Source organism: Lederbergia citrea, assembly GCF_018343525.1.
GTDB classification, from domain to species: Bacteria; Bacillota; Bacilli; order Bacillales; family Bacillaceae_C; genus Lederbergia; species Lederbergia citrea.
The window spans coordinates 602,992-616,622 of sequence record NZ_JAGYPH010000002.1 but is presented as its reverse complement, the minus strand read 5'-3'; the positions used below and the strand labels follow the sequence as shown (position 1 = coordinate 616,622).

The following is a 13,631-nucleotide window of genomic DNA, read 5'->3' as shown; positions in this document are numbered from 1 at the left end:
TATAAAAACCTCTTTTATCTTATCGAAATTGGATTAGTTATATTTGAATTATTGAACCCATTGTACTTTTTTGCGAATATCCTTGCTACAATGATTATTAATCCAAGTGTTGCTAACTGTTGAGTAATTACGGTCATTATAGTTGGAGTATTGGTAAGTAAGTTTAATGCCATTCTTAATAAACAATAACCAAATAGATATGCAAATTCATATGAACTTGTTTTTCTGAATAACTTTTCAAGGATTATAGATATCGTAGTATTTAATAAAATAATAATTGGTGCCCCAATAAAACCAAAAAATATATATCCGTAACTAGTGCCGAATATCAATTGACCATTTTTTTGATTTCCATCATATAAAAATAAATTATACATTTCACTAGTTAAATACATATTTTCTCTTAACAAGAAATTAAGACCAAAAATTGTTCTTCCAAAATCAAACATTAAATTCTTAAAATCTAATCCAACGTTTTCCGCAAATGTTAGTGATGTAGCAATAGAATCAGGTCCTCCAAAGTAAACCTGGCTATAGTCGGCTAATGATGCAATGCTAAATTCAGTCTCATTTAAAACCGCAGAGTATGAACCTTGCGAATATGCCCCCCATCTAAAAAGGGTCATTAATGAAAATATGATTACAGTAGTTAATAATATTGAAAAAACAATTTTTTTCATACTCAAACGGTATAGTTTTATTAAAATCCATATCGATAAAATTGCAGTAAATATTTGGACACTTCTCCTGTCCCCGACAATAATTCCAATATTTACTATCGCAGCTATGATTGCTATATTTATATATATTTTACTTTTTGTTCTTTCATATTTTAGCTTTGAATAATTTACAACCAGTAAAAAAGCAATAATAATTGCAGTTACAATTATTTGTCTGACTAGAAGGAGCAAAGTGTTTTCTATTGGGACATGCCCATCATTTATTGATAGAACAAAAAAAGATATAACTTGTGCGCTTCTTCCCATAGCTATATATATCAATATTCCAAAAACCACGTAGATTAAATAAAATAACTTACTCCCCTTCAATTTCCATTCCTTTTTGATTTCTTCTTGGTTATCTCCTTTTAGTATAATTGAAAGTATAAAAACAAAAAATGAGACCGTTATAATCTCATAGGCAGAAACATATATAGAAAGACTTATCATATCATTTGATAAGGGAATATACCTCTTTCCAATATAATCCGGTCCAGCTAAAGAGATTAACACTGGATTAAGTACTGCTTTTAAAAAGAGTAATATTGCTAAGATTATTGATGTGATTCTGATATCCCTATTTCGGAATATTGCCTGAAAAAAAGAAATGTACACCAGCGTATAGATTAGGGGCAATATCCAAATCACTTTATATTCTATTGAAGTAAATCCCGATTGAGCTACTGTAATAATAGTGCCTGTTATTGACAAGGCAATTATCGCTCTATTAAAAAAACACATTTTACACCTCAATACTTTCTTGAAAAATATATAGATTATTACTTTTTGATTGAAGAACTAACCCTTAAGATAATCATTTAATATTGAAATTTCTTTTTCCCAAATTAAATCACATTTATGTGCGGTTATAGCCTCTAGATACTTCTCATAGTTTTCAACTATTAGATTATACCCATCCAACAAGCTTTGGGGATCATTTGGTTTATAACATTCACCAACTGATAAATTTGTTAATGAATTTTTTAATGATGGGTTATCACTAGCCAAAACAGGTAAATTTGCATGAATATAATCATATAGCTTGTTTGGTTCTGTATAGTCCGTTCCTGGTCCCCTAAAATGAGGAATTAAACCAACTTTATAATTTGATAGCACAAAATTTAGTTCAGACTTTTTAACAGGGTTCCTTATTTCTATTTTGTAATTATCTATGTCTATGAAATTTCGAATAAACTCTTCCACCTCCACTTTTTGGAAAGTGTAAACATGAAAAGACAACTCCGGGTTTAACTGAAGGGTTTTAATTATCGTAACTAAATCTCTAATGTTTTTAGAAAAAGTCCCTATGTAAACAAAGTCAAATAATCTTTCTTTATTAAATATTTCCCCAACTTCATTTTTAAGGGGCAGATTTCGAATAGGGATTATTTTCCCTTCCGAAATTCCATGTTTATCAGACAGTAATTTCTTACTTTCTCTAGTTACACAAAGGATTGTATTGGCTTTATCCAACACCTTTTTTTCAAAAAAATTCGAGATTTGATAAAAGATTTTTCCTAAACCATATGGATTGTTTTGAAGAATAACTTCCGGATAATTATCTGCTATATCGATTAATAGTTTTGAATTATATTTTTTTGCAATCTTTTGTGCGTAATTTGCAAGGAAGATGTCTCTGACAATTATAATGTCTGGACTTAAATTGATCTTTTCTATTTCGCTATTTAGTTTTTTCAACAATTTATTACTAAAAGGATATTTTGTGAAGAACTTATTATTCTCTTCAATGGATAATGGAGTAGTATACTCATCCCAAATTCCCTTCTTACTATTATTATAATTACATAGTAATAATTTAACATTATAATTTTCTTGGATTAAATATTTTATAAATTTATTTATTCTTACTTGAGGATATGATATTGCTAGGTATAACACATCTTTTTTCATTATTCCTACTCCCATAAACGTTTTCAGTAAGGACGTTTCATAACTAAATAAATAGTTATTCGATTACAGACCGGAAAGGTATGTAAGATATGAAAAGCCAACTATCTAATGTAAAACTTTTCGTAAAAAATTCACACTAATTTGCCTCAACAACCTTGCGATTAGCTTTCCCAACCAAAACTTCCTTCATTTCGACATTTTATATCTCCGGTAGCATCTTAATCACATACCCCATCTCAGCTTTCGTAATTAGTGTCACTCTACCAATACGTACCTTAGGAAAAACATGTTCACTCTGAATCTCAGTTCAACAACTCTTCAAACAACTTCTCTCCCGGACGAATTCCCGAGAATTCATTACCAATTTCATCAACATGATAGCCGATAATTTAATAAGGTTTGTCGCAAGGTCACATTTTTCACAGGTTCTCCTATATTACATTACCTCTAAAACCAAGTAAGTTACCAAATCGAACCGCTACGAATTTAGCGGTGTTTTTTTGTTAAATTTTAACAATTATTTCGGCAAACCGTTTCGTAGCACCCATCACATTCGATGGCTTCACTACTTTATCAGTAGAAACAAGAACGAAAGATGGAACTCCGATTAAGTCTGCTGCTTCCGCAACATTTTCGGTTCAAAAATATTGTTTTTAACAGCTTCCATCGGGTTAGCTTCCATTAAAGGAACATGTTTATGTGCTGCTACATGGTAGGGATTTTAGCACAAATAATATTAAAAATACCATTACGGTTCTTAATATCTCCGATAATCGGAACAATTGCTGTTTCTTTCGCAACCTTTTGTCGTAATTCCATGTCTATACTATAAATAGAACTTTCACCGTGTCCTAAAAGAATGAGTCTCTTTGGTCGGAATTCACTACTATTTCCTCCATAAGTCTCGCAAATTATGCACTTGTTTAACAAACACCTTTATGAATATTTATTTCACTACATAATAATTAACTACTTTTTGCCATTGACGCTTCCGAATATTTCTTATTGGCCGCATCGATGAGTAATCTTTTCATATCTTCCATTTCAATTGAAGATAGGCGTTCAATCATTTGGAATAATTCACTTCGCTCCATCGGCTCTGCCTTTCCAATATGAATCTGCGGAAACACCTGCTCCTTTTGCACTTCATTTTCATTCAGCAGTTCCTCGAACATCTTCTCCCCTGGCCTTATCCCACTATACTGAATTCCAATCTCCTCAACCAAATAACCCGAAAGGGTTATCAGATTTTTCGCCAAGTCCGAAATCTTTACCGGCTCGCCCATATCCAAAACAAACACTTCACCACCCCGAGCAAGAGTACCAGCTTGAATAACAAGTCTTGATGCTTCCGGAATTGTCATGAAGTATCGTGTCATGTCAGGATGTGTAACAGTGACTGGACCGCCTGCTTCAATTTGCTTTTTGAATAAAGGAATGACACTGCCCCTACTTCCAAGAACATTTCCGAAACGAACAGCAACAAACTTTGTATTACTTTCTTTCGCTAAGTTTTGAATGATCATTTCGGCAACTCGCTTTGTTGCTCCCATAACATTAGGAGGATTGACCGCCTTATCAGTAGAAACTAAAACAAATGTATTAACACCGAATGTATCTGCTGCCTCCGCAACATTCCTTGTACCAAATATATTGTTTTTCACTGCTTCTCTTGGGTTATTTTCCATTAGTGGGACATGTTTATGTGCAGCTGCATGGTAAACAACGTCCGGCTTGAATTCTTCCATTACTTCGAACAGTCTATTTCTATCCTGCACATCTGCAATCACCGGAATTATTTCTATTTGCTCTTGATACATTTGACGAAGTTCCATATCGATATTGTAAATACTAAATTCCCCGTGTCCTACAAGTACAATTCTCTTTGGATTAAATTTGCAAATTTGTCTACATATTTCAGAACCAATCGATCCCCCAGCTCCAGTTACAAGGACAGTTGAACATGTAATAGATTCGGAGATACTACTAATATCAAGTTCCACTGGTTCACGTCCAAGTAAATCCTCTACTTCCACATTCCGAAGCGCACTTACAGCAAGTTTACCCGTCATTACATCTTCAATCATCGGCATGATTTTGACTTCAGCTTCGGTTTTTGCACAAGTTTCATATATACGTCTAATTTCTTTCTTTGAGATGGAAGGAATCGCGATAATAATATCTTGGATTTTTTGTTTTTTTACTATTTGTGGTATGTCTTCAATGTTTCCACACACGCTAAGTCCGTACATTTCAAGCTTGTACTTTCTCGGGTCATCATCAACAAAAGCAACGGGTATGAGATCTACATCATAATTATGTAATAGCTGTCTTGCGACTGCAGTACCTGCAGATCCAGCACCTACAATTAAAGTTCTTCTTTTTTTCATTTTTGACTTCATGTAATAATCACGATACATTCTCCATGAAAATCGCGAGCCACCAATTAGTAAAAGATGAAGCATCCATGTTATTAATAAAACCCTTGTATAAACATTTCCTGCTCCGACTGCTTGCGCAATTGCTGCTGTAAAAATTGAGAATGTAACTGCTTTTGCTATCGTAAACATTTCTCCAACACTCGCATATTCCCATGCTTTATGATATAGCCGATAGACAAGTGCAAATACATGATGGCTCACTAGTAATACCATCGAACTCATTAATAACAATTTTGATGTGTAAAAATCGGAGTACGGATGCAATATGAAATATCCTACATAGATGGAAAACAATACAATGGTTGAATCAAGCAGCATCAATAGCGGTACGCGCTTTTGATAAGTCAAAATTGATCCCTTCTTTTCTTAATATTTGATGTAAAAGTGTTACTCTCTCGTTCAGTTAGCAGCTGCTAAAAGTATCCTTGGCAAATCCTCTATGGCTTTTTGACAAGTCAAAATGTAAACTTCCTTAACCAGTTTTTATTGCAGCAACAATAATAATGACTTATGGCACAGGTAGAAAGAACTATTTTCTTTTGAAAAGAAATGTCTAAGGAAAATGCACACAAATGTTGCACACTTTCATTAGACATTTAAAAATGTTAAATACTTTTATTGCATGTGAAATTTACCCATCTTTCTTCACATTAAATCAATTAAATCAGGGCATCTAACCCCTCCTCACACCACACTACTGACAACAAATGCGTCTAAGGCAGACTGTTTCCACCCACAGCATGGTCGAGTGTCACCAATGATAACGGCTAGGAGACATAACCGTTGAAAATTCCTTGATATTTCACATCATAGTTATAAATCGTCTAGGTGAATGTCCGTCTCAAAAGAGTCCGAACAATTTCTTTTTCTTGATTTGCTCTGGAATCTCTCGGAATATATCCTTTCCGTTAACTATCAGTTCAGCGTTATCCATAAAGTAATATAGAGAATCTGTTCCGTACTTTTTTTCGATGAGATCAAGTCCCTCTTCCATTTTAAATCCACGATTTGTTGTATTATGCGCGTCAGAAGCAATAAAATGGGTGAGGTTTGCTTCTACTAAGTCGAATGTGAACTTTTGAATTTTTTTACCGAAGTAGCCAGCTAAACTTGCAGCTGTAATCTGTGTAGCAGCACCGTTTTTCACGAGCTTATACAGCTTATCTGAGCGTTCGATTAATTCTGCGTTTCGCTCAGGATGCACGATTACAGGCGTTAATCCTTTCATCTGCAAATCAAAACATAGCTTTTCCGTATAACGAGGTACATGATTAGAAGGTAATTCGATGAATAAATAGTTTGATATATTAGCAAGTGTCATAATTTCGCCAGCTTCATAGTCTTCTATAAGCTCACCGTAAATCCGGTTTTCTTGGCCTGGAAGAATTTTAACATCTACATTTTCTGTTTTTAAATAATCATTCAATTCGGTTGTTAATGTTAAAATATCCGCTTTAAAATTATTGAACCTGCCATTTTGGTGATGGGGGGTTGCAATGATTGTATGAATACCTTCACTTTCAGCCTGTTTTGCCATTTGAAGACTGTCTGTAAATTCACTCGCACCATCATCTATACCTGGTAGAATATGACAATGAATGTCTATCATTTACAAAACCCCCTATATTTTACAAATTTCCCATGCTTATACCTTACTACTTTTTCAATTTTTGTCAATATTGGATAAAATTAGACACCGTAGTAATAATAGTAATCATTATTCGCCATTTTCTTATTATTTAAGACAACCCCAAGCGTCTTTGCATTTGCCGCTTCCAATAATTCTTTCGTTTTCTTGACGTTTTCGACATCTGCCTTACCACTTGAAACAACTAGAATCGTCCCATCACATTGGTTGGCAAGTACTTGCGCATCTGTTACAGCAAGAATTGGAGGCGTGTCAAAGATTACTAGATCATATTGGACACCAGCTTCCTCAAAAAACTGCTTCATAGCGTTTGAACTTAGTAATTCTGCTGGGTTGGGCGGAATTGGGCCGGACGTTAATACATCTAATCCTTCCAGATTAGATACCTTGGCTGCCTCATTGATTCGCATCTGTCTTGTTAATACATTTGTTAATCCATAAGCATTATTCATACTAAAGGTATAGTGAACCGTCGGCTTCCTCATATCAGCATCTACAAGCAGCACACTTTTACCTTGTTGGGCGAAAACAATCGCAATATTTGCAGCTGTCGTTGATTTCCCTTCTCCCGGACCTGATGATGTTACCATTAAAGAACGAATTTCTCGGTCTACTGCAGAAAATTGTATGTTCGTACGAATGGTTCTATACTGCTCCGAAACTGGAGATTTCGGATTTAACATAGCGATTAGTTTTCTTTTTGTACTAACCATTTTTTTTGCATTTTTATTAAGAGCCAACAGTCTCACTCCTTACTCTTGATTTACGATTATTTCTGCTTGGACGGTTGTCTTTTTGCTCGTCAAAAGTAGCAATTGAACCAAGGACTGGTAATTCAAGAATTCTTTCTACATCTTGCTCCGTTTTAATCGTGTTATCCAGATACTCAAGCAGGAAGGCAAGCCCAACTCCGGCCATTAAGCCTACAACTAAGGCAATCGCAATGTTCAATAATGGCTGTGGCTTCACGGGAGAAGCGTTCTCTCCTACTTCGGCTTTTGCTAGAATGCTAACATTATCAACATTCATGATATTAGAAATTTCAGTTTGAAAAACTTGTGAAATTTGATTTGCGATTTCCGCTGCTTTATGCGGATTTGGATCCTGCACTGTTACGTTAACCACTTGAGAATCCTTTTCGCTTTGAACAGTAATTTTTCCATTCAACTGCCCTACTGTTAAATCAAGATCAAGGTCATCGATGACTTTATCTAAAATTGCCGGGCTTTTCATAATAACGTTATATGTATTAATCAATTGTAGGTTTGTTTGAATTTCTGCTGGATTATAAATCGGTTGGTCACTTTTTGCTTGGTTCACAAGCAACTGCGTTGAAGATTGGTAAATCGGTGTTAATACAAAAAAACTGACAGCTCCACTAATAACCACCGCTGCCAATGTTATAAGGACAATTAAACTCATTCGCTTGCGTAATGTTTGCATAAGCTCTCTCAAGCTGATTGTTTCTTCCATGATATCCTCCCTAGCTGATTGTAGAATTTTCCAATAATGTGTATTATTATAGCATAGTATTTACATATTTTGTTTGCTGATTTTGCTATTTATTGTAAAGAAGTTATGAAGACGCTGTAATAAAGGGATAAAAGGCTTGGGTATAAATACTCAGTTTTAGTTATCGTACTATAATTTCAGGGGGTTATGGAATTGCGAGCATTTATCGTTACACTTGCTGGGGTTATTTGTGTTGCCTTTCTAGCATATGGCTATTTTTATTGGAAAGATAAGACAAAGGTTTCTTTAAACAGCACTGTTGTTAAATCAGCTAATATTGAACCTGAGACAAAAAAAACAAATATAAAGGGAGAAAACGAGAATGTTAATCTAAAAGTTTTAGAGTATGCGGAAAACTGGCCGGAAGAGGCACAAGAATCATTTCGCTTAGCCTTGGAGAATGATGAAAAATACAAAATTGCAATCGTCGGCTCACAAGCGTTAGGTGGTAAAGATGGCTGGGCAGACATGCTGAAGAAAGAGCTAGAAGCAACTTATGGAGAAAATGCTTTAAGCGTTGTGCTGTACCAATACGATGATGTTAAATCAGATCAATTCATTCAGAATGGGCAAATGGAAGAAATTGCTGATGGTGAACCGGACCTCGTACTCTTCGAGCCATTTACTTTGAATGATAATGGAAAAATAGCAGTAAAGAAGAATCATGAAAACATCGAAACTTTTATGGATGCCATGGAAGAGGCTAACAGCAGCGCGGTAGTGATACTCCAGCCCACGCACCCTGTACATAAAGGACCCATTTACGCAGGACAGGTTAAATCATTGAAGGAATTCGCTAACGATCAAGATATCCCATACCTCGATCATTGGAGCAAATGGCCTGACCGCATGAATGATGAAATTAAAGACTATCTTCTTGAAGACCAAAGCGCCTCGAATGAAAAAGGTAACGAACTATGGTACGAATACTTGCGGGAATATTTTGTCGCAGAATAAATAGGGGGATTCCATATTAAGGATACACTTACATGGGATTTTCATTTCGGCGAAAACGTAAACGTCAAATAATCCCCACCTTATAAAAAATAGATGGGGATTTGACTATAATTTAATATGAATGATCGTAGTTTTTTTTAGATGACAATGGTTGTTAGTTCAACCGCATCTAAATGTTTTGCATAATTTTTTGTTTAGGAAAAACCTATACTACTTAGAAAACCTTTTAAGAAGCTTTGTTCTTAACCAAAGGCTCCAAAAGCTCTTCTAACTCTATCATCATTTCCTGCAATGAGGTATTTTCTGAATAGCTTTTATTATAGGCATACTGCATAATCTCTTTTAATAGGTCCCGATGGAACTCTCCATTTTCTATTGCTCTTCACTCCTTTTTCTAACTATCAATTGCAGAGTATTATTAACGTAATATTGAAATTGTCAATCTACTAATTTTCTCTTTCAGCTTTTAATTGATCTTTTATTTTCAGATATGTAGCAATACCAGATAAGGTAGTAACAGTATTACGTTTCTGATTATAGGCCTCTATAAACACGGGCTCTAAAGTTTCTAGCACTTTTTTATCGTATATGCCTAAAAAAGTCCATTTTAATAGTGAAAAATAATATTGATTATCTTCCATTTTATAAAAACTATTTTTATCAGTAACTTTTCTATGAATAAATTTCTTAGCTTTTGGAGGCGAATCATTGTTAACAATTTTATATACAATATTCTTAAACCTAATTAAATCTTGATCCGTGAATATTGAAAAGCCAGCTTCTTCGTGGAGGATATATATTCCATAGACTGTTAATGCAGCATGGCTAATATCTTCCCAGCTGTTGGGATCCAAATCGTTCCAATAACTCCAGTAATATGAATCATAATTTTTATCATATTTAATTAATGTGTGTTTAAAATATCTGAGACTTTTATTAATCCTTTCAGTATAATCATTACCTCCGGTTAATTTATCATATAAACCCCCAGCAGCTAAGTAGATGAATACTCTATTTGGAATCCCAATCCTATTTGCTTCTGACACAAGGCCTTCTCCATATGGATGACCCATGTAGAAACCTTCATTTTCCGAAATATCCTTCCACATTTGATCTTTGTTATGAACAGCCAATGCTTCCCCGCTTGCTTGTAAGAATTCTGTGGCTGGTTCATTATATTTACTTAAATTATTTTCCTTCACTATATCTACAAAACGTAAGATAGGTAAAATAATCATTCCGGTATGCACAGGATAAATATAACTAAACTCCCCTGAAGTATAATGCCCTCTATCTGACCAAGCAGGCAGCGACAATCCAGTATTAGTAAAACTCTCTAACCATAATCTCTCATCTGTTTGGGTGAAAATATATCTCACTTGTGGAACGAGTAAATCTAAATACTTTTCTTGCCCAGTAGCTTCGTACATGTCAATTAAAGAATTAGCAACATAACTCCAACCCCAAGCATATGTATTTCCTTTATAATCACTCCCGTATTTAGGGAAATTATCAATTGACCATGTTGTTTGCTGATCATACCATTCATCATAAAGGCTTTGGGTAATTAGTTCTTCTTTACGTATGTCATTTTTTGTAACTGATTCATCATTTTTCACTTCATCATTAGGTATCTTCCACAATAATAATGATGTCAATAAAACAATAATAAATACCGATAAAATTAATTTCTTTTTATGCATTTTGTCACCTTTAAAGTAACTACCATAGACTCACATAGTTAATTCTTGCTGTAGTATTGGATTATGATAGTCACTGACCAATCAATCACTTTTCCCAATATAAATGGAGATTTTTGAAAAAAGTTATTAGTGGAACACTCCAACAATATTGTTGATATTACACTATTTCTATTATATTTGATTTGATTGATACTTTAAAATCTTTCTCATTTATCGCAAAAACTTTCACTTGATATTTTCCTTTTTTATCAAAGGATAAAGTAAAAGATCTATCAAAAGAATATTTACTTGAATTTATTTTTTCACCATTATAATAAACATACCATGCTAATTTACTCGTTGAATCAGTCTTTGCTTTAAATTCGTATTTTTTATTTAATGGATGTCTCCCTTCAAGTGATTTTTCTAGCCTTAGTAAAGGATATCCTAAAGTTTCTCTAACTTTTTCTTTTAAGATGGGTGGAAAAAACTTCGCTACATCAATATGCTTACTATAGTCTCCTAAATCAAGTTGATAATCTATCTGCTTCTCTTCAAGCTTTTTCATTAACGGTTTTACATGTTTATGATAATTTGCCTCACCTTTTCCCAAATGAATAAATACCCTTGGTTTATTTGGTGAGTTTGAAATCATATCAGACATTATTCTATTGAGAAACTCGTAATCTTCCTTTTCAATGGCCCCTGACATAAATTTTGCAATAGCTCCTTCTTTAGCTTGATTAATTAAGTATTCACCTAATAAATATTGAGGGGATCCAGCTATAATATTACTAAAGCCGTACTTAATACCATAATACAGAGCTGCATATCCACCTTTACTTGACCCACAGGTGATTACCTTATCAATTTTATTTTCTTTAATGATAAAGTTTATTAAAGAAATTACGGAACGTTCTATGGAAAAGTCTTTGTTCTCACAAAGATAATAAGATCCCCTGCATCCAAAATCATCTAATATAAAAAGTTTATTACAGTCAAATTCTTTCAAAGTGCTAACAAAGTTATAGCCAGGCATTTTCCCTTTAGCAGGCATAGCTGAGAAAATGATAATAAGATTATTTGTCTTCTGATAAGATTTTTCGTAAAAATATTTTACAGTTCTTTCACTCTCAAATGTTTTTTCGCCTTTGAACATGGAAGATTCTCCTTATAAATATGTTTAAGCACCTTCTTTTGTGCATAAACAATTCTCACTTTATTCTCTTAAAAATCAATAATATATTAATTTTCTTATTTTCTTGCTACTACTTGTAAAAGTTCCTATAACTAATTTACAAAAAAAAGTCATAATAATCATGAGAACAAAGTGCATAGTCAATCAGTATGAGGAACTTATAAATTCCCCCATTATTGGAGGGCGTTGGAAGCTGGTGTAATAATCATTTGTACACGGAGCTACTTTCCCCTAATAAAAAAACACCCAGAGCCACGGTCTGCTCTGGGTTACTTCAAGAATTTTGTAGACACACTACTTTATTTACATGCCATTACCTAACAAACTGATACTTATCCAGAAAATGGAGTAGGTTTTTCATCTGTCTTTTTAAAGTAATAACGAATAACTTCAGCTATACGTCTCGATGCCTCTCCATCTCCATACGGATTAGCAGCCTTGGCCATTTTTTCATATGCAACTTTATCAGTTAGCAATTCAGTTGCCATTTGATAAATATCTTCTTCTAATACCCCAGCTAATTTCAACGTACCAGCTTCAATTCCTTCAGGACGCTCAGTTGTATCCCTTAATACTAATACTGGTACTCCCAAGGATGGTGCCTCTTCTTGCACACCACCGGAATCACTTAAAATGAGATAAGCTCGGCTTGCAAAATTGTGGAAATCAATAACATCTAGTGGTTCAATTAAATGAATCCTTGGATCATTTCCTAAAATTTCATCAGCAAGCTCGCGAACAGCCGGATTCAAATGAACAGGATACACCACTTGTATATCCTTTTGTTCCTCTACCAATCGCTTGATAGCGCGGAATATATTTCTCATTGGCTCACCTAGATTTTCACGTCTATGAGCGGTTAATAGGACAAGTCGATCTTCTCCTAATTTTTCAAGAATTTCATGTGAATATTCGGCTTTTACAGTCGTTTTTAAAGCATCTATTGCTGTGTTACCAGTAATAAAAATAGTTTCTTCCTTTTTATTTTCTGCAATTAAATTATTTGCTGCTTTATCAGTCGGTGAAAAATGGATATCGGCAATTACACCAGTCAATTGACGATTCATTTCCTCCGGAAATGGAGAATATTTATCCCAAGTTCTTAATCCAGCTTCCACATGACCTACTGTTATTTGATTATAAAAAGCTGCCAAACTTCCTACAAAAGTAGTGGAAGTATCACCATGCACAAGAACGATATCTGGTTTAGCCTCTTTCATCACACGATCTAAACCTTCTAAGCCTCTTGTTGTGACATCAATCAATGTTTGGCGATCCTTCATCATATTCAGGTCAAAATCAGGATGGACATCAAAAATCTCAAGAACTTGATCAAGCATTTGTCGATGCTGAGCTGTTACCGTTACAATCGATTCAAAATGCTCGGATTGTTTTTGCAGCTCAAGTACTAGGGGTGCCATTTTAATCGCTTCTGGTCTTGTACCAAAGATAGTCATGACTTTAATTCGCTTATTCAATGTTGTTCCTCCATAATTTAGATAATAATATTTAATCTAATCTATATAATCATTATTATAATAACATAGAAAAACAATTATTATC

General features: G+C 34.1%; 10 protein-coding genes and 1 pseudogene. 1 reads left to right on the top strand and 10 read right to left on the bottom strand.

All coding sequences use genetic code 11. The features are described 5' to 3' along the window. Window positions 1-14 precede the first annotated feature (14 nt). From KHA88_RS12040 to KHA88_RS12010, 7 genes and pseudogenes are all read right to left on the bottom strand, one after another. Window positions 15-1,430: a hypothetical protein gene (locus KHA88_RS12040; protein ID WP_213122043.1), complete on the bottom strand. Its 1,416-nt coding sequence runs from the start codon at window positions 1,428-1,430 to the stop codon at window positions 15-17. Window positions 1,431-1,517: 87 nt separating this feature from the next. Then, complete coding sequence (locus KHA88_RS12035; RefSeq protein ID WP_213122042.1) at window positions 1,518-2,630, bottom strand: glycosyltransferase family protein; 1,113 nt, start codon at window positions 2,628-2,630, stop codon at window positions 1,518-1,520. A 250-nt stretch (window positions 2,631-2,880) separates the two neighbouring features. After that, window positions 2,881-3,512: pseudogene (locus KHA88_RS21450) on the bottom strand (polysaccharide biosynthesis protein); the annotation flags it as partial. Window positions 3,513-3,595: 83 nt separating this feature from the next. Beyond that, complete coding sequence (locus KHA88_RS12025) at window positions 3,596-5,419, bottom strand: nucleoside-diphosphate sugar epimerase/dehydratase (protein ID WP_213122041.1); 1,824 nt, start codon at window positions 5,417-5,419, stop codon at window positions 3,596-3,598. Window positions 5,420-5,912: 493 nt separating this feature from the next. Next, window positions 5,913-6,680, bottom strand: coding sequence for a tyrosine-protein phosphatase (locus KHA88_RS12020; RefSeq protein WP_213122040.1), 768 nt, complete (start codon window positions 6,678-6,680; stop codon window positions 5,913-5,915). Between the two features lie 80 nt (window positions 6,681-6,760). Then, on the bottom strand, window positions 6,761-7,432 hold the full coding sequence (locus tag KHA88_RS12015) for a CpsD/CapB family tyrosine-protein kinase (protein WP_213122307.1): 672 nt from the start codon (window positions 7,430-7,432) through the stop codon (window positions 6,761-6,763). 16 nt (window positions 7,433-7,448) lie between these two features. Further along, window positions 7,449-8,192: a YveK family protein gene (locus KHA88_RS12010; RefSeq protein ID WP_213122039.1), complete on the bottom strand. Its 744-nt coding sequence runs from the start codon at window positions 8,190-8,192 to the stop codon at window positions 7,449-7,451. A gap of 186 nt (window positions 8,193-8,378) precedes the next feature. On the opposite strand from KHA88_RS12010, the gene KHA88_RS12005 reads away from it, so the two are divergent. Next, complete coding sequence (locus KHA88_RS12005) at window positions 8,379-9,188, top strand: SGNH/GDSL hydrolase family protein (RefSeq protein ID WP_213122038.1); 810 nt, start codon at window positions 8,379-8,381, stop codon at window positions 9,186-9,188. A 446-nt stretch (window positions 9,189-9,634) separates the two neighbouring features. Here KHA88_RS12005 and KHA88_RS12000 read toward each other — a convergent pair whose 3' ends face one another. The 3 genes from KHA88_RS12000 to wecB form a co-directional block, all read right to left on the bottom strand. Continuing rightward, window positions 9,635-10,891 carry a hypothetical protein gene (locus tag KHA88_RS12000; RefSeq protein WP_213122037.1) on the bottom strand — a complete coding sequence of 419 codons (1,257 nt, stop codon included), beginning with the start codon at window positions 10,889-10,891 and terminating at the stop codon, window positions 9,635-9,637. A gap of 157 nt (window positions 10,892-11,048) precedes the next feature. Further along, entirely contained in the window at window positions 11,049-12,029 is a 981-nt protein-coding gene (locus KHA88_RS11995; protein ID WP_213122036.1) for a Two component regulator three Y domain-containing protein, read from the bottom strand. 371 nt (window positions 12,030-12,400) lie between these two features. Continuing rightward, complete coding sequence (gene wecB / locus KHA88_RS11990) at window positions 12,401-13,546, bottom strand: non-hydrolyzing UDP-N-acetylglucosamine 2-epimerase (protein ID WP_283247431.1); 1,146 nt, start codon at window positions 13,544-13,546, stop codon at window positions 12,401-12,403. Between the last annotated feature and the right edge of the window lie 85 nt (window positions 13,547-13,631).

Bases quoted from the DNA above. Each gene is read 5' to 3' on its own strand.
- KHA88_RS12035 (WP_213122042.1), bottom strand. From the start codon at position 2,630: ATGAAAAAAGATGTGTTATACCTAGCAATATCATATCCTCAAGTAAGA.
- KHA88_RS12020 (WP_213122040.1), bottom strand. From the start codon at position 6,680: ATGATAGACATTCATTGTCATATTCTACCAGGTATAGATGATGGTGCG.
- KHA88_RS12015 (WP_213122307.1), bottom strand. From the start codon at position 7,432: ATGGTTAGTACAAAAAGAAAACTAATCGCTATGTTAAATCCGAAATCT.
- KHA88_RS12010 (WP_213122039.1), bottom strand. From the start codon at position 8,192: ATGGAAGAAACAATCAGCTTGAGAGAGCTTATGCAAACATTACGCAAG.
- KHA88_RS12005 (WP_213122038.1), top strand. From the start codon at position 8,379: ATGGAATTGCGAGCATTTATCGTTACACTTGCTGGGGTTATTTGTGTT.
- KHA88_RS12000 (WP_213122037.1), bottom strand. From the start codon at position 10,891: ATGCATAAAAAGAAATTAATTTTATCGGTATTTATTATTGTTTTATTG.
- KHA88_RS11995 (WP_213122036.1), bottom strand. From the start codon at position 12,029: ATGTTCAAAGGCGAAAAAACATTTGAGAGTGAAAGAACTGTAAAATAT.